17 protein-coding genes and 1 riboswitch are annotated in these 22,050 nt (G+C 41.2%); of the genes, 8 read left to right on the top strand and 9 right to left on the bottom strand.

The annotated features are described in order from the left end of the window. Positions 1–391 precede the first annotated feature (391 nt). Positions 392–874: a winged helix-turn-helix transcriptional regulator gene (locus H5232_RS03960; RefSeq protein ID WP_145235173.1), complete on the bottom strand. Its 483-nt coding sequence runs from the start codon at positions 872–874 to the stop codon at positions 392–394. Positions 875–1,044: 170 nt separating this feature from the next. On the opposite strand from H5232_RS03960, the gene putA reads away from it, so the two are divergent. Both putA and H5232_RS03950 read left to right on the top strand, forming a co-directional pair. Beyond that, the gene (gene putA, locus H5232_RS03955; protein ID WP_182830575.1) at positions 1,045–4,848 is read left to right on the top strand and encodes a bifunctional proline dehydrogenase/L-glutamate gamma-semialdehyde dehydrogenase PutA; all 3,804 of its coding nucleotides are present in this window, start codon (positions 1,045–1,047) and stop codon (positions 4,846–4,848) included. Between the two features lie 108 nt (positions 4,849–4,956). Continuing rightward, on the top strand, positions 4,957–6,153 hold the full coding sequence (locus H5232_RS03950; RefSeq protein ID WP_182739885.1) for an HD-GYP domain-containing protein: 1,197 nt from the start codon (positions 4,957–4,959) through the stop codon (positions 6,151–6,153). A 47-nt stretch (positions 6,154–6,200) separates the two neighbouring features. Here H5232_RS03950 and H5232_RS03945 read toward each other — a convergent pair whose 3' ends face one another. Continuing rightward, positions 6,201–7,214: a general secretion pathway protein GspB gene (locus H5232_RS03945; protein ID WP_182830574.1), complete on the bottom strand. Its 1,014-nt coding sequence runs from the start codon at positions 7,212–7,214 to the stop codon at positions 6,201–6,203. Between the two features lie 13 nt (positions 7,215–7,227). Next, the gene (locus H5232_RS03940) at positions 7,228–8,145 is read right to left on the bottom strand and encodes an ExeA family protein (RefSeq protein WP_145235164.1); all 918 of its coding nucleotides are present in this window, start codon (positions 8,143–8,145) and stop codon (positions 7,228–7,230) included. A 128-nt stretch (positions 8,146–8,273) separates the two neighbouring features. Between H5232_RS03940 and H5232_RS03935 the strand changes: the two genes are divergently transcribed. Continuing rightward, positions 8,274–9,380, top strand: a complete 1,107-nt coding sequence (locus H5232_RS03935) for a tRNA nucleotidyltransferase (RefSeq protein ID WP_182739884.1) — start codon at positions 8,274–8,276, stop codon at positions 9,378–9,380. Positions 9,381–9,389: 9 nt separating this feature from the next. On the opposite strand, the gene H5232_RS03930 is transcribed toward H5232_RS03935, so the two are convergent. The 4 genes from H5232_RS03930 to H5232_RS03915 all read right to left on the bottom strand — a co-directional run bounded on the left by H5232_RS03930 (position 9,390) and on the right by H5232_RS03915 (position 12,750). Further along, positions 9,390–9,899: a DUF1566 domain-containing protein gene (locus H5232_RS03930; RefSeq protein WP_182718369.1), complete on the bottom strand. Its 510-nt coding sequence runs from the start codon at positions 9,897–9,899 to the stop codon at positions 9,390–9,392. After that, positions 9,896–11,569 (bottom strand): DUF1566 domain-containing protein, encoded by a 1,674-nt coding sequence (locus H5232_RS03925; RefSeq protein ID WP_149981363.1) that lies wholly within the window; start codon positions 11,567–11,569, stop codon positions 9,896–9,898. The genes H5232_RS03930 and H5232_RS03925 overlap by 4 nt, the downstream gene beginning before the upstream one ends. Before the next feature lie 103 nt (positions 11,570–11,672). Further along, positions 11,673–12,005, bottom strand: a complete 333-nt coding sequence (locus tag H5232_RS03920; protein WP_149981364.1) for a hypothetical protein — start codon at positions 12,003–12,005, stop codon at positions 11,673–11,675. Between the two features lie 16 nt (positions 12,006–12,021). After that, entirely contained in the window at positions 12,022–12,750 is a 729-nt protein-coding gene (locus tag H5232_RS03915; protein ID WP_149981365.1) for a DUF2982 domain-containing protein, read from the bottom strand. A 246-nt stretch (positions 12,751–12,996) separates the two neighbouring features. Between H5232_RS03915 and H5232_RS03910 the strand changes: the two genes are divergently transcribed. From H5232_RS03910 to msrA, 3 genes are all read left to right on the top strand, one after another. Then, positions 12,997–14,049, top strand: a complete 1,053-nt coding sequence (locus H5232_RS03910; RefSeq protein ID WP_149981366.1) for an efflux RND transporter periplasmic adaptor subunit — start codon at positions 12,997–12,999, stop codon at positions 14,047–14,049. 3 nt (positions 14,050–14,052) lie between these two features. Continuing rightward, positions 14,053–17,151: an efflux RND transporter permease subunit gene (locus tag H5232_RS03905; protein WP_182739883.1), complete on the top strand. Its 3,099-nt coding sequence runs from the start codon at positions 14,053–14,055 to the stop codon at positions 17,149–17,151. Positions 17,152–17,300: 149 nt separating this feature from the next. After that, positions 17,301–17,837 carry a peptide-methionine (S)-S-oxide reductase MsrA gene (gene msrA, locus H5232_RS03900; RefSeq protein ID WP_182718372.1) on the top strand — a complete coding sequence of 179 codons (537 nt, stop codon included), beginning with the start codon at positions 17,301–17,303 and terminating at the stop codon, positions 17,835–17,837. An 88-nt stretch (positions 17,838–17,925) separates the two neighbouring features. On the opposite strand, the gene H5232_RS03895 is transcribed toward msrA, so the two are convergent. Further along, on the bottom strand, positions 17,926–19,770 hold the full coding sequence (locus tag H5232_RS03895) for a TonB-dependent receptor domain-containing protein (RefSeq protein ID WP_182718373.1): 1,845 nt from the start codon (positions 19,768–19,770) through the stop codon (positions 17,926–17,928). Positions 19,771–19,803: 33 nt separating this feature from the next. After that, a riboswitch (cobalamin riboswitch) is annotated at positions 19,804–19,982 on the bottom strand. 173 nt (positions 19,983–20,155) lie between these two features. Beyond that, on the bottom strand, positions 20,156–20,638 hold the full coding sequence (locus tag H5232_RS03890; RefSeq protein ID WP_149981372.1) for a YajQ family cyclic di-GMP-binding protein: 483 nt from the start codon (positions 20,636–20,638) through the stop codon (positions 20,156–20,158). 161 nt (positions 20,639–20,799) lie between these two features. On the opposite strand from H5232_RS03890, the gene H5232_RS03885 reads away from it, so the two are divergent. Both H5232_RS03885 and H5232_RS03880 read left to right on the top strand, forming a co-directional pair. Beyond that, positions 20,800–21,153 carry a VanZ family protein gene (locus H5232_RS03885; RefSeq protein WP_149981373.1) on the top strand — a complete coding sequence of 118 codons (354 nt, stop codon included), beginning with the start codon at positions 20,800–20,802 and terminating at the stop codon, positions 21,151–21,153. Continuing rightward, positions 21,146–22,048 carry a ketopantoate reductase family protein gene (locus H5232_RS03880; RefSeq protein ID WP_182767659.1) on the top strand — a complete coding sequence of 301 codons (903 nt, stop codon included), beginning with the start codon at positions 21,146–21,148 and terminating at the stop codon, positions 22,046–22,048. Before H5232_RS03885 ends, H5232_RS03880 begins: the two co-directional genes overlap by 8 nt. Positions 22,049–22,050: the final 2 nt, after the last annotated feature.

Here is a 22,050-nt window from a genome sequence, read left to right as displayed (position 1 = left end):
GATTTAGTTACCATACAGGCGAAGTAGAAACTGATATTTACCCATATTTAATAGTCGGTATGGGTGAATCAGGTGAGATAAAGGTTTGGGTTTCAAATACACCATCCGCTGGGTTTACAGGTCGCGTATTACACGAGCTTGGCTCAGGGCAAGCCCAGTGGCGTGAGAATAAGTAGCAGAGCCACAGCCCTAACATTCTCTAAATTATGAGTAGAGGCGGCCCGTAGCTTTGGCCCACAAAGTGATGCGAGACAAGCTTTATAAAAAGATTATAAGCATCATAGGTGCTTAATATCAGGCATTACTTTGCAACAATGCCTTTTCTGAATCGATTTTAATTTCAACACCACTCCCATTTTAAGATAATCGGATATATAAATAACTTTTAAATTTAAGTATCGAGTCTGAGCCCTGTGTCTTGTTTAATTTTTTCGATCACCATATAAGTGTGGTGCGTACCAACACCCGGTATATCGACTAAATCACCAAGCACTTGACGGTATTCATCCATATCCGAAACCCGAATCTTTAATAGGTAATCATAGCCACCAGCAACCATGTCGCACTCAACCACTTGCTTTATTTTTAAAATATGTTCACGGAACACTTTAAATACCGCAGTATTTGACGTCACTAACGACACTTGCACATGCGCGACTAAGCTTTGATTAAGTTTGGCTTCGCTCAACTTGGCAAAGTAACCTTCGATGTAACCTTCTTGTTCAAGCCGTTTTACTCGATCAAGACACGGGCTGGGACTTAAGTTAACCTGCTTTGCGAGGTTAACATTAGATATTCTGCCGTTTTTTTGCAGAACGTCTAAAATTGCTAAATCGATACGATCGAGCATGCGTAATCTATTCGGACTTGTCATAACAGAATTTTATGCGGATAAGTTTAAGGTATGCCCTGTAAATTATCGTAAAACGCTAAATTTAACCAGCATATTCTGCTGGATTTTAATTAGAATGCACGCATTACGTACATAAAAATCGGGCAGCGAAATTTTTTAGCTGCAAGACTCCATACACCAGAGGGTTGCTTATGTTATTTGACGGCGATTTGACAACAACGTGTCCAATCAGACAAAAAATCCGTGACTTTTATCGCATTGACGAAAATGCTGTAATTGATCATATTTTACCGCTTGCTGAAGTTGGCGTAAAAGCCCGCAGCCGTGCTTGGGAACGTGCTCGCCAGATAGTTCACACTATTCGTCGCGATCAAGATGGTCAAAGCGGTGTTGATGCGCTACTTAATGAGTTCTCTCTCTCTAGTGAAGAAGGCGTGGTATTGATGTGCTTAGCTGAAGCATTACTTCGCGTGCCAGATAAAGCCACTCAAGACACGCTAATTCGCGATAAGTTAGCCAAAGGCGACTGGAGCTCTCACTTAGGCAGCAGCGACTCACTATTCGTTAATGCGTCATCTTGGGGTCTATTAGTGACCGGTAAAATGGTTAACTACACTGATAAAACCAAAGAACAGCAGTTTGGTGTACTGAAAAAAACCATTGGTCGTTTAGGCGAGCCGGTTATTCGTAAGTCAGTAAACTTTGCCATGAAGATCATGGGTAAGCAGTTTGTTATGGGTCGTACAATTAACGAAGCCATCGAACGCGCTGCAGAAAAAGAGCAAAAAGGCTATGTATATTCATACGATATGCTTGGCGAAGGCGCTCGCACCATGAAAGATGCACAGCGTTATTTCAATAGCTATATGAATGCGATTCATGCTATCGGTAAAGCGGCAAATGGCCGTGGCCCAATTAAGAGCCCTGGTATTTCAGTGAAGCTGTCTGCGATTCATCCTCGCTATGAGTTTACTCATAAAGAACGTGTCATGAACGAAATTGTGCCTAAGCTTAAAGAGCTGGCCATGGCAGCTAAAAGCTACGATATTGGCTTTACTGTTGATGCTGAAGAAGCGGATCGCCTTGATATTTCACTTGATGTAATCGAAGCAGTATTTAGTGATGATGACCTAGCTGGTTGGCATGGTTTTGGTTTAGCTGTGCAAGCGTATCAAAAACGCGCAATTTTTGTGATTGAATGGTTAACTGAGCTTGCCAGCCGTGTTGGTCGTAAAATGATGGTGCGTTTAGTTAAAGGTGCCTACTGGGATACCGAAATCAAAACCACACAACAAGATGGTTTAGAGCACTTCCCAGTATTTACTCGTAAGGCAACCACCGACGTATCTTACAAAGCATGTGCTATCAAAATGCTAGAAGCACGTGATGTACTTTATCCACAGTTTGCAACCCACAATGCCTACACTGCGGCAACAATTTTAGAAGTTGCTAAAGGTGATAACCAAGGTTTTGAATTCCAACGCCTGCACGGTATGGGTGAATCATTATTCGACCAAATCGTAACTGAAGAAAAAATTCAGTGTCGTGTTTATGCCCCTGTAGGTCAGCACGAAGATTTATTGGCTTATTTAGTGCGTCGTTTACTTGAAAACGGTGCTAACTCATCGTTTGTTAACGCCATTGTAGATACCACGAAACCTGTTGAATCGTTATTACCGGATCCGGTAGAAACACTGCAAGGTTTGCGTAACAAGTACAACACGCAAATTAAGATGCCAATTGATTTATACGGCGCTGAACGTGCTAACTCAAAAGGTATGGATTTAACCGATATCAATGTGATCACGCCATTCAAGGAAAATCTTGATAACTGGTTTGCAGAGCACCGTATTAGTGAAAGCGATATTCCTGAGGGTTCAATTGCAGTTAAAAACCCTGCCAATCATCAAGAGATCATCGGTCATATCAAGCTACAAAATAGCGATGATATGCTCACTCTACTAAACAATGCAGAAACTGCGTTTGAATCGTGGTCACAAACGCCAGTTAAAGAGCGCGCAAACCTATTACGCCGTATTGCTGATATTCTAGAACGTCATCACGACGAGCTTGTGGCTATCTGTATCAAAGAAGCCGGCAAAGTAGCACAAGATGGTATTGACGAAGTACGTGAAGCGGTTGATTTTTGTCGTTACTACGCAGCTCGCGCCGAAGAGCTAAGTGAAGATGAGCGTTTTGAAGCCCGTGGTGTGATTTTATGTATCAGCCCATGGAACTTCCCACTAGCAATCTTCTTAGGTCAAGTTGCTGCAGCAATCGTAACTGGTAACACTGTTATTGCTAAACCAGCTGAACAAACTAGCTATATTGCGCTGCGCACTATTGAGCTTATGTTGTCTGTTGGTTTACCAGAGCATGTGGTACAGCCTGTTATTGCGCGCGGTAGTGAAGTAGGTAAAACTATTGTTCCTGATGAGCGCATTCAAGCGGTTATGTTCACAGGCTCAACTGAGACCGGTACCATCATTTCACAAACACTTGCTGCACGTAATGATATTCAAGTACCGTTGATTGCCGAAACCGGCGGTCAGAACTGTATGATCGTAGATTCAACAGCATTGCCTGAGCAAGTCGTTGACGATGTGATTAGCTCTGGTTTCCAAAGTGCTGGTCAACGTTGTTCTGCACTGCGTGTATTGTTCATTCAAGAAGATATCGCAGATAGCGTAATTGAAATGATCAAAGGCGCGTTAAAAGAGCTACACATTGGCGATCCATCATTACTATCAACCGATATCGGCCCTGTAATTGATGAAAAAGCCTTGAAGAACTTAAACGAACATGTTGAGTACTTAAAAGGCAACGCAACACTGCATTATGAGTGTGATATTCCAGATAATAGCGAAAACGGAGCGTATTTCTTTGCGCCACGTTTATATGAAATCAAAGATCTATCTGTACTGAAACGTGAAGTATTTGGCCCATGTGTACATATCATTCGCTTTAAAGGCACAGAACTTGATAACGTGATTGACCAAATAAATAACACTGGGTTTGGTTTAACCATGGGTATCCATTCACGCATCGAAGAGCGTTGTGAATACTTAGCAAAAATGTCGCGTGCCGGGAACGTCTACGTTAACCGTAATATGATTGGCGCGATTGTTGGCGTACAACCGTTTGGTGGTCGTGGTTTATCTGGCACCGGGCCTAAAGCAGGTGGCCCTAACTACTTAACTCGTTTAGTTAAAGAAAAAGCATCGCCTGAAAACGTGCAAATGACTAACTTGACGCCAGACGAGCTTGACACTCACCACTATTCAGGTGCTGCTGAGCAAGTCGAGAAGTTAATGGCAAACTCAATGCGCGATGAAAAAATTTGGCGCGCAACCCCACTGAACGATCGTGTTTCAGCGGTACGTCAGCTATTAGCTAAAGTTGCCACAGTCGATATTATCGATGAACTAGCCGACGATTTAGCATTAACACTTGCCGATGCTCGTGCCCAACTTAATCGCCTTGAAAAGCACATGCGTAAGTTTACTACTTTGCCGGGGCCAACAGGTGAATCAAACACCCTTCACCTTGAAGCGCGTGGCTGTGTTGTATGTTATGCCGATAAGAGTACCTCGTTTAACTTCTGGGCTATTTCGATCATCACCGCACTTGCTGCAGGTAATACCGTGATCACCGTAGCGTCGGAGTTATTCTATGACGAAGCGGTGGCCTTTAAAGATAAGTTTATCTCAACAGGTATTGCTGAAGGGGTATTCCAAGTAGCTAAACCGAATCAGTTACAAGCTATTTTGGCGCACCCTCATTTAGCAGGTGCTGTTGTTGCATCGCGCTCATCACGCTTAGGCTACTTCAGTCAACAGCTAGCGCAACGTAAAGGAGCAATCTTGCCAGTGATCAGTGCTGAGTACTACGACACGCTAATCAAGCGCTTATTAACAGAAAAGACCATTAGTATTGATACAACCGCTTCAGGCGGTAATACATCACTAATGACTTTAGTTGAAGATGACGAGTAGAGTTTAAGTAGATATTAACAAAGGGCGCTAATTAGCGCCCTTTTTACTACTTATCCAGTAAGAATTTTGCTAACTTTGTAGTATGTTATTTATTATGAAGTAAACACATTGAAAATTATCCCAATCGATCAGCTTATACCAGGTATGTTTGTGCATAGCGTAACTAAACAAACGGGTAAAATTAAAATCAAAAACCAAGGTTGGGTAAAAACGCAAGCTGGCGTGCAGCAGCTTATAAAAGCCGGTATCTTAGAAGTTGAAATTGATCCTGATAAAACCATCGTTGAACTCACTCCTACTGCCACAACAAACGATATAAAGGTTGAACCGCCTAAACAACGTGATCCTTGGTCTACAACACATAGTGTTGAGCAAGAGATGGACAAAGCATTTAAGCTCTACAGCGAAGCAAAACAACTGCAAAGCAAAGCATTTACCGATATAAAAGCCGGTAACACTATAGATATTACCCCCTTTAAGGAATTAGCTAGCGGCTTTATTGATTCGGTATTTCGTAATCAAGATGCGCTAGCATGCATCACCCGTATGCGTGAAAAAGACGCCTACCTACTAGAACACTCGATCAACGTCTCGATCTTAATCAGTATTTTTGCCAAACACTTAGGTTTTGAACGAGCGCTTATTGAAGAACTTGCCACCGGTGCGCTGTTACATGATATTGGTAAAATTCAGATACCGGATGACATTCTTAATAAGCCGGGTAAGTTAACCGATCAAGAATATAAAGTGATTCAGGATCATGCGCGTTTTAGTAAAGAAATTTTAGAAAAAGCGGGCCTTAAAGGCATTGCCGTCGATATTGCAGGCTTTCATCATGAGCGACTAGATGGCACGGGTTACCCGTTTGGCAAGCGAGCTGATGAAATAAGCCAGTACGTGCGTATGGCATCGATTGTTGATGTCTATGATGCACTTACCGCTGAGCGTGTTTATAAGGCCGGCATGGAGCCAATCAAGGCCTTTAAAATACTCAAAGATGGTTGTCCAGATAGCTTTGATGGCGAGTTACTGACTAAATTTATTCAGTGTATTGGCGTTCATCCAGTTGGCACGTTAGTTAAACTGTCGAGTCAAAAAGTCGGCCTAGTGACCAAAAGCAACCCTAGCAGCCCTCTTAAACCTCAAGTGAAAACTTTTTACAATGCAAAACACGCTCACTATACGCAAGTTCAAGATATAGATCTGGCGCATAACCGAAATCAAGATTCGTTAGAATCCGCCATTAAACCAGCGGATTTCAACATTGATTTAATTAGATTTTTCAAAAATTCAATTTTGCCGTAATGATCACCGAAAACAAAATAGGCCTGCGCGAAGTAGCTATATAATCGTCACTCGGGCCAATCTTGCAGCGCTTTTAAGCTAAATTCATAATCATCAAAACTCAGCACCGTTTGCTCTGGAGTGATCTCTAATACTCTTAAGTCCCCAATGCTATCTCCCTCATATAACTCCCGATTATTGAGCTTTACCCAACGTTTATCAGGTGATGATGAGTAAATATGCGCTTGGTATTTAATTTCTGGCATCAATGCCAACAAAGCATCAGGTAGTAACTCAATCGGCTCAGCATAAGATGAATTTTTAGTGCCTTGCGTTACTTGATGAGATTGGGTGCTTTGAGTATCTTCGATAGCGCGAGCAAAGGCGTTTTTAAGCGCCGTTGGCACAGTTTCAAGTTCTTCATCGCTGACAGTTGCCTCCGGCTTTGATTTCTCACTAGTCGGTTCGCCAATAGGCTTCCCCAATACTTTGTATTTACTCATATCGATATTGCTAATCATTGGCTGCATTTGCACTGCATTAGGATTATATTGCTGCTGAGGCGCTGCATATACTTGCTGATAACCATTAGGTGTTTGCACCAGCATTGGCTGACCTTGCGGATAAGCTGGTGCAGTATTTACTGGCACTTGCACCCACTGATATTGCCCTGCTGCTTGTTGGTATTGCTGAGGTTGAACAAATTGCGGCTGAGACATCGGCTGCGTGCTGGCAACTTGGGCTGGGCTAGTTTGTACTGGATTTGTTTGCACCGGTATCGATTGCTCAGGCTTCACTGTGGCAGGTACAGGTGTTTTGTCATCAGCAGGCTCCACTGATTGATCCTGAACAGTCGTTACCACTTGTTCAGGGGTATTAAAATGATTTTTTTGTAACCATTTACCAATTGAAAACCCTGCCATTAAGGTCAGTAAAAAAGCAACCAACAAGCCAAGCGAAATCGCAATAAAACGATAGCGCTGCAGTTCTTGCTGCTGTTTTAATTGCTCAGCGTTTCTGTCATGTGCTGACGCTTCATCATGTTGTTCTGATTGTTTTAAGGCATCTAATAAATACGACATATATGACCATTAATTAAAGAATAAACGACAAACCAATACCCAGACTGAGCACAGTTAAAAATGCCAACGGATAGAGCCAATTAAACGACGACTGCTGCTCTATACTAACGGAACTTAATGCACTCGGCGGTAACGCTTCTTGTGCTGAGCGCATTACTATATCACTATCAATCATCGTTAGCTGCTTAGAAAAAGCGCCCATTAAACAGCGTTCACATAATAAGTTTACTAAACGCGGAATACCTGCAGTAACTAAGTGAATCGTTTTTAACGCATCATTTGAGAATAGTCCCCGATCACAACCTGCAACATACAAACGATGCTTAACGTAAGCAAAAGTTTGTCCTTCAGTTAACGGTAGTAAATGATAACGAGCAGTGATCCGCTGTGCTAACTGACGCAACTCATTACGCTTTAATAAAGCCTGTAATTCTGGCTGACCAACCAATACTATTTGTAGTAATTTTTTATGGTTTGTTTCTATGTTAGTTAATAAACGAAGCTGTTCTAGCACGTCAGGGGCTAAAAGCTGAGCTTCATCAATAATCAAAATAGTGTGGCCACCTGCTTGATGATTCGCTTCAAGATGCTTTTTAATTGCATCTGTTAAGGTTTTTAACGTCGCATTTTGCTCGTCATAAACAATATGAAATTCATCGCAAATACTCGCTAACAGTTCCAATTGTGACAGTGCTGGATTATGGATCAACGCCACTTGTGTGTTTTCAGGTAACTGCTCTTGCAAACTGCGGGTTAAGGTCGTTTTCCCTGTTCCCACCTCACCGGTTAACAATACAAACCCACCGGCTTCACCTAAGCCATAAGTTAAATGCGCCAACGCTTCTTTATGGCGTTCGCTTAAAAATAAGTACTGTGGATTTGGCGCGATTGAAAACGGTTTCTCTGACAAGCCAAAATAGCTTAAATACACCCTAAATTTCCTTACTGATTAAATCACGGCCTATAATGGCAAAAAAACAGCGTAAGTGAAAACCTTGTTAGCGTTTTATTAGTTAAATAACGTAAAATAGTTTGCACAGTTAATATTCAGGGGAAATTATGCAAGTTTATTTGGTCGGTGGAGCAGTTCGTGATGAGCTATTAGGGCGAATCATCAAAGAACGCGATTATGTGGTGGTCGGTGCAACTCCTGAGCAACTGATCAAACAAGGCTATCAACAAGTTGGTAAAGACTTTCCCGTTTTTTTACACCCAAAAACTAAAGAAGAATACGCACTAGCTCGTACCGAGCGAAAACAAGGCCAAGGTTACACGGGCTTTGTCTGCGAGTTTTCAGCAGATGTTACCTTAGAAGACGACTTACGCCGCCGCGATTTAACCGTTAACGCTATTGCAAAAGCACAAGATGGCAACTTAATTGACCCTTATGGCGGCAAGCAAGATTTAGACAACCGCATTTTGCGCCATGTATCTGACGCATTTAGCGAGGATCCACTACGCATATTACGCGTTGCCCGTTTTGCAGCTCGTTATCATTATCTTGGTTTTACGATTGCCGAAGAAACCCAGCAATTGCTAACACAGATGATCAACCAAGGAGAGTTACAAACACTCACCGCAGAACGCATTTGGCTAGAATGTGAAAAATCATTAACGGATGGCGCATTTGCTGAGTTCTTGAATATTTTAGCGCAGTTAGGCGCGCTTAGTGCAATCAGCCCTGCCTTAGCAGGTAACTGGAGCGATGAGTTATATCAACAACTAAAAAACCGTTACGCTTACGCACAAAGCCAAAATATAACCGATCAGGCATTATTGTTTGTACAAGCCACTGCATCATTGACGCAAGAAGAGATTAAAATTCTCAGTCAAACTATTCGTTTACCAAATGACGTACGCGACTTAGCATTACAACTTAATACCCACCAAGCAACCTTAACTAGCCAAACAATCACCGCAGAGCAACTACTCAGTTGCTGCAATCAACTCGATTTATGGCGCCGCCCTGAACGGTTCGAGGCAGTTCTAAAAGCCGTTGAGATTAACCAAGCAGCATCACTGGCTAATCAAAAATTATTATTAACAGCAACCAAAGCAGCTAAAGCAATTAACCCGCAGCAATTTATTACGCAAGGCATTAAGGGCGCAGCAATAAAAACCGCGCTAGAACAAGCGCGGTTAGAGGTATTTCAGCAGTATTTTTAAACGGCGATGTTACTTTTCATAGCGCACTAAGCGTAAATAAACGAACGACTCTTTATCGTGCAAACTGTTAAGACCTCTGTCAAAGGTGTATACCCAAGCTGAAGTTTTATCGCCAATACCTGATGTACTAGTCCAATAGTTCTCACTTAAATTGCCCAAAAACACGGTCTCATTAATACTAGGGGTTACACAGCTATGTTCTAAAATACTGGCAAGCTCTTTATTATTAGGTACTTGCCAATCTTTATAAGCACCTGTGCGGTCGTTTACCGCAGCTCTTAATGCTTCTTGCCAATTAACTTTCACAATGCTGTTTAAACAGCTATTGGTTGTTAGGTCATAGCTTTGTCCATAACTACAGGTTTGCCACATAAGTCCGGTGATATTATCACTCACCGTACCATCGGTGTGCATTGTAAAACGCGCTGTAGCCGTTGTTTGTGTTACACCTTCATAACAGGTCTGCACAGCCATTGCTGCAGGGCTTGCTAACAATAAGCCAATTAATAATGATTTCATTGTGTTGCTCCTGCGGTTCTGACTAAGCGCACAAACGCGGTATCACTTTTAGGATATGCCAAATCATTGCCGTCGCTCATATCAAAAATATACGCTTGTGATAAGCTAGTCCCATCTACCGCAGTTTGTGAGGTCCAATAAATTAGTCCATCCGCTAATAAGTTACTATTAGGCGTATTAGGAAAGTAATTCTCATCGAGCAATATTGATTGTCCATGCTTGCCATAATTAAGTAGCGTTAATAGCTCTGTGTAGCTAGGTACTCGCCAGTTAGTACCGCCACAGTAATCAAGAGCATTTACTTCATTAACATACACTTGTAAGTTACAATTATTATTACTTGGGCAAGTGCTGTTTGGCGTGCCAAGGCTACTCCCCGTTTGCACACCATCTTCACTAGTTAAATACCAAGTATAATGATTTTGTCCTTCACGCAACGCCGTATTTGGTAAAGTGCCTGTATTAGGGCTTTTTACTTCCCAAATCAAACCCGTAACGTTATCGCGAATACAACTAAAATTAGCGGCGCTATCTAATAATTCATCGGCAAACTGGTTAAGTTTTGTAAAATCAAAAGCCTGCTCACCTTTACCCACTTTCTCGATATGCGAGCCAACCCCACTATCGCGGCCAACAGAAGCATCTTGACGCGGAAAATCAGGACTTGTACAGGCTATTTCTTGGGTGTTGTTGTAGCATTTGCTCATCCCAGTATCATTGATAAGACCAAGCGGTTTAGAATTAACCACAATATCAACACTATCTTTATCAGTGCGACCTTTACTATCAGTCACGGTTACTTCAAAAGTATGGGTGTTGACCGCTTCGGTTGCCGGTGCTGTGAAAGAAGTAATACATTGCTGCTGGTTATCAAGCACCGCTGTGCCAGCTGTTTGCTGCCAGTAGCATTTAAAGGTGTCTGTTACTGTTTCGGAATCTGTAGCATCTAAGGTCACTTTTTCCAGCTCAATAACACTTTGATCAATACCAGCATTAGCAATAATGACTTCACTGGTTTTGTTTAAGGTATGAGAATACTGCGAGCTCGACTCGCCCCCCTCATCATCAACAACCGTTAACAGCCAAGTGATCTGCGTGTTGGTATCAAGTAACGGATGAGTGAAACTAATTGTTGCATTGCTATTACTATCTACAGCGAGCGTTGGCCCTGTAATTTGTTGCCAGTTATAGCTATTAATTTGGCCATTTTCATCCGGATCAACTGAACTGGCGCCACTTAAGGTAATTATATCTTTATAATCTGAAGGCAATGTTTCGGGTGCAGTTTGAGTGACAATGACTTGAGGAAGCTGATTATTTGACTCAATTTCGATCAGTAAGTCATCACTAACTAATTGGCCATCGGTGGTTTGATAACTAACACGCAGTAATAGCTCACTGTTTGCTTTAATATCAGGGGCAGTAATGGTTTGTAGTGCACCAGTGAGGGGAAAGCCGGCAATAATTGGTCCACTTACTCGCTGCCAGGTAAAGGTACCATCAGCAGGCGACCCTTTGGCCTCAATAGTAAATTCACTTTTTTCAATAATGCGCTGATCATCGCCAGCAAATACGGATGCTGCGACTACGGGATTATCGTTGCCGCCTCCGCCACCACCGCATGCTGTCAATACAGCAAACAACGGTAAAACCATTAAAGGGGATTTCATGCACTGATTCCTCATTTAAAACTGAAATTACGTAGCTTTTATATTAATAGCCACGCCAATCAATAAATTAAGCAACAACAATGCCAGATACAAAAAGAGGATGTTATAAATAGCTATCTTGGTGAATACGGACAAATAACTTTGTGCCTATTTTACTATAATCGACCTTATACTCACGACCATCTAACGCCTGAATGAACAGTAAGCGCTTCTCTTCTCCAAATACGTCAGCACTACCTATGTAAACCATTTCTAAATAGCGCTCTTTAGCTTCACGACGATTTTTTGGCAACTCTTCCTTAAATGGCTCTAAACCATGTTGAGTTACCTTGATTTTTGGGTGTATTTCAGAATTCACGATCACTAAATCGAGTTTTTTATCTTTATGGATTATGGTATTTCTGCCACTTTTAATAAAAGATCTATCTTGACTCATCGCTTCATCCTACTAACTAACGCCTATTTTCAGGCGTCTGTCTCTCTAATTGAGATTCTATAAATACGACTGGGTTATTCCGCCATGCATTTAAGCTATGGCTAAAATCCCAAATACTTCTATCTAATACACTTGCGGGTAACAGTAAATCATATCCTGTTAATTGCCGTAGATGTCGCATCCTATTAGCAAACATGGCTATCAAGCCATTAAAACTGCGACCATTCACAGAAGTGTAATGATTATCTTCAACTAACCATTCTGATGGGCAATTGCCATTTTTGCAATGTTTTTGAATTACTTGCATAAATAAATGCCGTTGTTCGATCAATAATTTACCAGCAATTCTTGGTGCTAATTGTAATAAAAATTCATCAGTGTCATTAAGTTTAATACCTACAGCATTTAACTCAAGCGGTTCAAGTTCTTGTTCTACTTTAGGAATACCACTGCGATTTAGATTTTCTTGCTTCAGACTCCAATAGCCATATTTATGTTGATAAGTAAGTTCTTGTTCTGTAATAACTAAACTGTAATATGGCTCTTGAGTTTTTAAAAAACCAACAAAAATAGCAGCCAAACATAAACTCACTAAAAAAGTTTCGAAAATGCTAATTTCGTCGGGCCGCAGTAAATTAAACAGCATTATAAATATCAGCCCCACCGCACCGACAGTGAGAATTTCGATACCATTGCGCGCACCTTGCGCACGCAATTTTAAAACAGTATTTTTGCGTTTAACCATAACGATAAAAAATAATATAAAAAACGTACATAATTATAGTCCAAATAATCAATTTTCGTATTTTCATACAACGCGGACATTTGCTCGTTAACTTCATAACTCTCTCATATACAAACACAAAACAGGAACAAACAAAAAAATAACTTAACTTTTACGCCTAACCGACAGATTTATGAGATACGCGGCCGCCAATTCACGCTGTAATTTTGTACACTAGAGGCAATTAAATTTCCGGTATTTTTAACAATGTATGCAAAGCAATCTGGCAAAGCGCTATTTCCATTTATTATTACTCTACTTCTGGGGCTATGTGTTTATCTTTATTTACCAAGTAGCCAAGGTGAGCAATCCGACTTCACAGCAAGTGCTACCCAAGTAACCGCTCACACTGTAGCAAGTGAAGAAAATGCAGTCCTCATTGAGGCTATCGGCAGTGCCCGCGCTAATCAAGCAATTTATATAAAAAGCGCACAAAATGATTACGTAACTGACATTTATTTTAAAGACGGTGATTTAGTCAGTAAAGGTCAAAAGCTCGTACAATTGCAATCGCAGCAAGAAGAACTCACCGTTAAAGAACTGGCAATTAACTTACGTGAAGAAAAACGTCAACTTGAACGCTTAACTGAGCTTTCTCGCTCTCAAGCAACCGCAAAGTCATTGCTCGAAGAGCAACTTTCTCGCGTTGATGCAACCGAAGCGCAGTTTGAAAATGCTAAAACTAAATTGGCTGAAATGACTATTTTCGCGCCTTTTTCAGGCATTTTAGGTAAGCGTCAAATCTCCGTAGGTGCTTATGTAAATAACAGCACAATTATTACAAGTTTAGATGACATAAGCATAATTAAAGTCGATTTCAAAGTCCCAGAAAAATACCTTGCGCAATTAAACGTTGGCATGAAAGTAATGACCCAAAATGATGCTTACCCTGAAAAAACCTTTACCGGTAAAGTAACACACGTTAGTGCACGAATTGATTCAATAACCCGCAGTGTTGAAGTCACAGCCAGCTTCGCGAATAAAAGTGGTTTATTACGCCCGGGCATGTTGCTCAATACAGCATTACAACTGAGCTCAAATCAAGCGATGATGGTGCCAGAAAAAGCGGTGATCCCACAACAAGATAAACATTATGTTTTTCAAATTGAAGACGGAATAGCAACCAAAGTAGAGGTTCACGTTGCAGGTCGTCACAATGGCTGGGTTGCCATTGATGAAGGTATTAGTAATGGGCAGCAAATTGTTACTGAAGGAATTATTAAAATTCGCTCAGGCAGCAAAGTTACTGTGAAGGGGTAAACTGTGAAAATTACTGATACCAGTGTCAAACGCCCCGTTTTTGCAATTGTAATTAACCTACTGTTACTAACCTTTGGTTTAGTGGCTTTTTCGATGTTACCGCTGCGCGAATATCCTGATATTGAATCACCAATAGTCAGTGTAAGCACTGAATATACGGGTGCCTCAGCCGAGATCATAGAAACAAAAATAACCCAAGTACTGGAAAACCGTATTTCCGGTATCGAAGGTATTAAAAGCATTAATTCATCAAGTAGAAATGGTCGCTCAAATATTACCATTGAATTTAATATCAGCCGTGATATTGATGCCGCATCAAACGATGTCCGCGAACGTGTAGCGCGCGCACTAGATAGCCTCCCTGAGCAAGTACGCCCGCCAGAAGTATCTAAATCTAACAGTGATGAAAGCCCTATTGCTTGGTTTTTACTCAATAGCGACACGATGGATTCATTGCAACTGTCTGATTATGCACAGCGCTTTATTGTCGACCGTTTAGCTGTGGTAGATGGTGTTTCCAATGTGCGTGTTGGTGGTGAACGTAAATATGCCATGAAAATTTGGCTCAATCGCCAAGCAATGGCTGCTCGTGGCATAACCAGTAGTGACATAGAAAACACCCTACGAACTGAAAATGTTGAGCTACCAGCTGGTGAAATTGAATCTATCGACCGTGATTTTACCGTACGAACAGCGCGTAGTTATAAAGAGCAGCGAGACTTTAAAAACTTGGTAATTAAACGTGGTGACGATGGTTACTTAGTTCGTCTTGGTGAAGTTGCTGATGTAAACTTAGAAGCCGCTGACGATGAAAGCTTATTCCGTGGTAATGGCCGCAACATGGTTGGCCTTGGTATTGTTAAACAAGCTAAGGCCAATACACTTACCGTGGTCGATAATGCCCGTGCTGAACTTGAAAAAATCAAACGTAATCTGCCAGAAGGCACCACTATTCAAGACAGCTATGACTCGTCAATATTTATTAAAGAATCGATTAACGAGGTTTACAGTACCTTGGCTATTTCAATGGCTTTGGTGGTATTAATTATCTTCTTATTTTTAGGGAACATTCGCGCTACCTTGATCCCAGCGGTAACAGTCCCAGTTGCGTTGGTTGGTAGCTTTATGTTCTTACTGGCGATGGGTTATTCAATTAACTTATTGACACTACTGGCGCTGGTGCTAGCAATTGGCTTGGTTGTTGATGACGCGATTGTAATGCTAGAAAACATTCACCGGCGTATCGAACTGGGCGAACCGGCCCTACTAGCCGCCTATCGTGGCGCCCGTGAGGTTGGCTTTGCAATTATTGCCACCACCTTAGTGCTGATCTCGGTGTTTGTGCCTTTGGTATTTATGGATGGCCGTATCGGCGCATTATTTACCGAGTTTGCGATGGCCGTCAGCGCTGCGGTATTCTTCTCAAGCATTACCGCATTAACACTCTCGCCAGCGTTGTGTTCATTAGTACTCAAACCATCCTCAAAAGAGAGTAAATTCAGCCAATGGATGGACCGTATCTTTAGTAAGATTGAGCAAAGTTATAAAAACTCTTTACGCTCAAATATGACGCGTTCAGGTGGTTTAACAATCACCCTACTGCTGGCTGGTTTTGTTAGTTATTTACTGTTCCAACAAATTCCTTCAGAACTTACGCCAAAAGAAGACCGTGGTACTTTCTTTATCATGATGAGTGGCCCTGAAGGGGCAAGTTATGAAAATAACGCCGCCAACATGGCAAAAATTGAAGAACGTTTAATGCCTTATTCCGAAGCGGGCGAACTAAGCCGAGTGCTGGTGCGCGTACCTGGCTGGGGTGGCAGCGGTGGTGTAGCAATTGTTGGTATGGCTGACTGGGATGAACGTAAACGTTCAACTTGGGAAGTAATGGATGAGATCAGTGCAAAAATGACTGAAGTCACCGATGTGCGCGCTTTTGCTATTATGCGCCGTGGTATTGGTGGCGGTGGCTCATCACGGCCCATTGAGTTTGTCCTGCAAGGTAATGATTATGCACAATTAGCTGATTGGCGAGACCGGATCATTGAACGTGCAGAGAAAAACCCAGGACTGGTGCGTATTGACCATGACTACAAAGAAACCTTCCCGCAGTTTTTGATCAGTATCGATAAAAACAAAGCGGCGGATTTAGGGATTTCAGTTTCGGATGTTGGCCGCACCCTTGAAACCATGTTAGGGCAACGCCGTGTTACCACCTTTATTGACCGTGGTGAAGAATACGATGTGATCTTAAAAGGCACCAAAGCTGACTTTGCTGATCCTACTGATATATCAAATATTTACTTAAAATCACGCAGTGGTGAACTGGTTCCTCTAGATAGCTTAATTAGCTTAAAAGAAGAAGCCACTGCATCAAGGCTAAATCGTTACAACCGAATGCGTGCTATTACTTTGAGCGCTAACCTCGCCGATGGTTACACCCTTGAAGAAGCGCTTAACTTTTTAAATAAAGTGGCAATGGAAGAAAACGAAATTGATGGCGCCATTGATTATAAAGGTGAATCGCAATTATATTATGAAGGTGCCTCAGCGATGACGTATGTTTTCATTCTAGCGCTTACTGTTACCTTCTTAGTTTTAGCCGCTCAGTTTGAAAGCTTTATGCACCCCTTTGTGATCATGCTCACTGTGCCACTGGGTTTGATGGGCGCAATGTTTGGTTTATGGGTTGCAGGACTAACCATAAACATTTACAGCCAAATAGGCATTGTAATGCTGATTGGTCTTAGTGCTAAGAACGGTATATTGATTGTCGAATTTACCAATCAATTGCGCGATAAAGGCGTAGAGTTTAGTGAAGCTATTTTACAAGCAGCAACCCAAAGATTGCGACCAATTATTATGACCTCTTTGACTACGGTAATGAGTGCGGTGCCACTAGTGCTAGCCTCAGGCCCTGGTGCAGAGAGCCGTATGGTAATTGGTGTAGTGGTGTTTACTGGCGTTATTGTAGCAACCATACTTACGCTATTTGTTGTTCCTGCGGCGTACTATGCGCTGGCTCGCAATACTCAGTCTCCTGAGTTTTTACAACAAAAGCTCAACCAACAAGAAGCTGAAAGGCCGCTAAAAGAGCTTTAATCTCATCGTAGCGTTGCAAACCCATAGCAACGCTACTTTTCACTTCCACACACTTCCCTGCTGTAATTAAATGAAATAATAAACCACCTTGCTCGTTCTTCTGATACGCTAGATCATCCGTGTAATTTAATAGCTTTAAGGAACAACTAATGAGTATAACAAATGAAACAGCAACATTTGGTGGTGGCTGCTTTTGGTGTATTGATGCCGCGTTTAGGCGCGTGAAAGGCGTTTTACAAGTAAGCTCTGGCTATACTGGCGGCGAAACAACTGAGCCTACGTATAAACAAATTTGCACTGGCCTCACCGGCCACGCAGAGGTTGTACAGATTAAGTTTGACAGTAACCTGATAAGCTATGAAACCTTACTGGCGATGTTTTTTACCCTGCATGATGCCACTCAGCTAAACCGCCAAGGTAATGATATAGGTACCCAATATCGAAGTGTGATTTATTATCATGATAGCGAGCAGCAAGCGCAAACTAATCAATATATTGCAAAATTACAAAGCCAAATACGCGAAGATATCGTCACTGAAGTTAGCCCTGCAACCACTTACTACCCTGCAGAGCAGTATCACCAAGACTACTACAACGAAAACCCTGAGCAACGCTATTGCAGTTTATTGATAGCACCAAAGCTGAAAAAGTTTGAAAAAGACTATAAACAGTTTTTAGTAAACTAAGCAAAGTGCTAAATAAGCATTTTCATCTAAATATAAAAAAGCCCGACAAACAAAGGTGTCGGGCTTTTTTATTTAAGCTAGAACGAGATCAGAACTGGTAGCTGGCGCCAACAAAGAAGCGACGGTCAACTGTATTGTAGTAAAACACTTCGCCAGTTGCATAATCCATACTTGAGTCAACCGCGTTGTATTGCTTATCAAATAAGTTTTCAACACGAGCAGAAAATGAAAGCGCACTGTTAAATTGATAATTTGCAGTTAAGTTCCATAACGTATAAGAACTAAGCTCTGTTACTTTACCTTGACGATCACTACGGTACTGCATATCAAAACCGGCATCAAAATCGCCCCACTGCTTCGCAACAAACCAGTTCACAGTACGTGGTGAAACATAAGTTTGTGCTACACCCGTTTCGGTATTTTCAGCATTTAAATAAGTAAAATTAAACTGATTATCAAAACCAAGTACTTTATTGGCAAAGCTAAACTCAACACCCTCATGGCGTGCTTCATTTATATTTTCTGGCTGCCATTTACCAGCTGCATTAGGTGCCCATGCAATTAGGTTTTCAATATTATTTCTGAATATTGATATATCAAGCTTTGCCTGAGAAAAGTCTAAACTCAAACCTAACTCTTGGTTAGTTGATGTCTCTGGTGCTAAATTTGGATTACCTGGAGATAAAGGGTCAGGAAAATAAAGATCATTAAATGTTGGCGCTTTAAAGCCCGTGCTTTGACTCAATCTAAGTGTTGCACGCTTATTTAAGTGATAACCAACAGCTGCGGCGTAAGTTGTTTCATTACCAAACTGCTCATCATCATCTAAACGCAATGCTAAATTTGCAATGACTTTATTGTCATCAAAATAGCCCCCAAGAAATGCAGCTTTAGCTACTTTGCTATCCGCTAGATAAGCCTTACCATTGGTATATATTTCATCTTTATACCAATTAAGCCCGCCATTAACGGTTAAAAATTGGCTTGCATTATAACTGCCGTGGTAATCAAATTGTTTACGTTTTGTTTTATAACTATTAGTAACAATCGCACCTGTGTAATCATAGCCTTTGTTGTCAGAATCATCGGTTGCAATAGCAACATTAATTGAGTGCTTATGATCGGTAAAGGATTTATCCCAACCCAGCCCTAGCTGATAATTTTCAAATTCATTATTTTCTACGATACTATCAATAGGCGAGAAAGCATTGTCGTATTGTGCATTACCTTCACTGTATTGACCCAGCGCTTTAAGCTCACCTAACAGCTCATCTGCATAGCGAATATTAAATCCTAAATTTTTGTTCTCATAACCATCTTCATCCGGCGCTACGCCTTGCAATACGTCAAAGCCATCCGTTTTTTCAAACCCAGCATTAAACGACGCTTTAACAGCATCAACTACCGTTGTACCTGCAACTTGATAATTTTGATAAGCATCAGTACCAAATGTTGCATCTAGGCTGACGGATTCCTTTGTACGAGTAATAATATTGATCACACCAGCGAGCGCGTCAGACCCATAAACTGCAGCACGAGAGCCTTTAACAATTTCAATGCGCTCTATTGAATTAAGAGGAATATTACTAATTGATTTATAACCAAGGGTTGCAGAGCCCGTACGTACGCCATCAATCAAAATAAGTGTATGTCGCGAGCTTGAACCGCGAAGTGACACGCCAGAACTTTGTCCAAAGCCACCATTGGAATTTATTTGAAAACCAACTTGGGTTGCTAGTAAACTCGGTAAATCACGGACATTACTTGTTTCAATATCACTGCGCTCAATAACAGTTACACTGGCAAGTACATCAGTAATTGATTGCTCAAATTTATTAGCTGTTACCGTCAGGCGTTCTATTGATTGCTCTGCAGACACAGAAAAAGACAACGCAGCGGCAATTGCTACGCCTAGAGTAGATTTGTTTAACATGATATCCCCTGACCCGCGCCCACCGCACAAGTGATAGTAAATTGACTTCAAGGCCGGTCTCCGGACTTAACATAACTCGCTAATAAATTTAGCTAAAAGTATGTATCACCGTTGCGGGGGCAGTGTTGGACTTCGTTTATATCCTATAAACGCCACCAACTTCCCGATTATCTTGCCGTACTTAATCAACAACCTTGAAAAGTAACCACAAGCACCTTGAAAATAGGTCGCTATTGTGATTATTTTAAGCACAAAAGTCAATGGACGGCTATACATCTAAATACTCTAGGTTCTAGGAATAACCATAAGTTCTAAACTAAAAAAGCCAAACTACATTGCTGCAATTTGGCTTTTTCTAGCACCTAGAAACCTAGCTCCTAGCTTTCTAATCTCTAAAGTTTTTAAACTGAAATGGTTGCCCTAAATCAGCACTGCGTACTACTTGCATGGCTTCTTGTAGGTCATCACGTTTTTTGCCCGTTACACGTACTTCTTCGCCTTGGATCGCAGCTTGTACTTTCACTTTAGAGTCTTTAATGGCTTTAACTACTTTTTTAGCCATATCTTTTTCGATACCTTGCTTTAGCGCAACATTACGGAAAACATTTTTTCCCGCACGTGAAATATCTTGCAGCTCTAAACTTGATACGTCCATACCGCGCTTTGATATTTTGCTCGCTAAAATATCAAACAACTGCATAACCTGTGAATCAGCTTCTGCTTTTAGTTTAATGGTTTTATCATTAAGCTCTATTGACGCATCAACGCCTCTAAAATCAAAGCGAGTTTCAAGTTCACGGTTAGCGTTATCAACAGCATTTTTTGCTTCGTTCATTTCGACTTCCGAAACAATGTCAAATGAAGGCATAAGTCTCTCCTAGCAAGATATTTTTAATTCAAATTTATATTGTCGATAATTATACTATATAAATTTTATAAATCTTTACACTTTTCTATGCTTTGTTCAGCTGCGATACGAAATTTGTTTGATATACTACGGGTCTATTTTTAAACGATTTAGGATTTTTCGTGACTCGGCGTGTTTATCAAACCCTATTTTTAATCAGTATTCTGGTATTTACCTTTTTGTTTGCCCGCGATTTTAGGGGCGTTGGGGTATCGTCACTGCCTCACCTAGATAAGTTGGTACATTTTACTATTTTCTTTGTTCTGGCAGCCGTCATGGTCAGAGCATTCAAGCTACCTGTATTCGTTCACCTCGTGTTATTAGCATTTTATGGCATTGCTATTGAGCTAATGCAAAGCACAATCCCTTATCGTAGCGCCTCTGTTGCTGATGTTGTTGCTGACTTTTCTGGGGCTGCTAGTTTCTTTTTGTTGTTCGGTATTTATTCTCGTTTTAAAAAGAATCAAAATGGCTAATATATTCGTCGTTGGCGATGGTGCCATTGGGCTGCTCTATAGCCATTATTTGAGTCAACAGCACAGGGTTACCCTACTTACCAAGCATGCTATTGACGAACCTCGTTTTTATCAACAAGCAAACGCGCCAAAACAAACAATTAATTGCCAACTGACAAACCTGACTCAATTATCCGAGCACGGCCAAGTCGATGTTATTATTTTTACTGTTAAAGCATATCAAGTTGCCACCGCATTTAGGCAACTAAAGCCTTTTTTAAGCGCTCAATGCCAATTGATTTTATCTCACAATGGCATGGGTAATGTAGATGAAATAAATAGCGAACTTACAAAACAACAAGGACTATATTTTTTAACAACACGTTTAGCGGGCTACAAAGATACACCTTTTAGTGTGTTGCATACTGGTATCGGGAGCAGCATTTTAGGTGATTGTAACCAGCAAGCAAAAACACAACTCGCTGAAGTTAAAAATCTACTAAACGCTATTCCTGAATTAACAACCACAAATAATATACAACAATTACGCTTTGAAAAATTACTCGTTAATATTGCTATTAATCCACTCAGTGCGCTGCACAATGTGAAAAATGGCGCACTGACTGAACCACAGTTTAGTGGCATAATTTTAAATATCTTAAACGAAGCGTGTACCGTAGCAAATAAACTAGGTATTAATGTGCGACTTGCTGAAGCATTGGCGAACGCCTATCAAGTGATGAGTGATACCAAAAACAATTACTCATCAATGCATCAAGATATCGCCCATAATCGCATCACAGAAATTGACGCGATGTGCGGTTATATTTGCCAAAAAGGTAATCAACTCGGTGTTAATACCCCTCACAATCAATCTTTACTCGATGCTATCAGACATAAAAAAAGCGCGATTTAACT

Source organism: Pseudoalteromonas sp. SG41-5 (assembly GCF_014164495.1).
Taxonomy (GTDB): domain Bacteria; phylum Pseudomonadota; class Gammaproteobacteria; order Enterobacterales; family Alteromonadaceae; genus Pseudoalteromonas; species Pseudoalteromonas rhizosphaerae.
The sequence above is the reverse complement of the archived record's forward strand: the minus strand, read 5'-3'. Positions and strand labels throughout refer to the sequence as shown.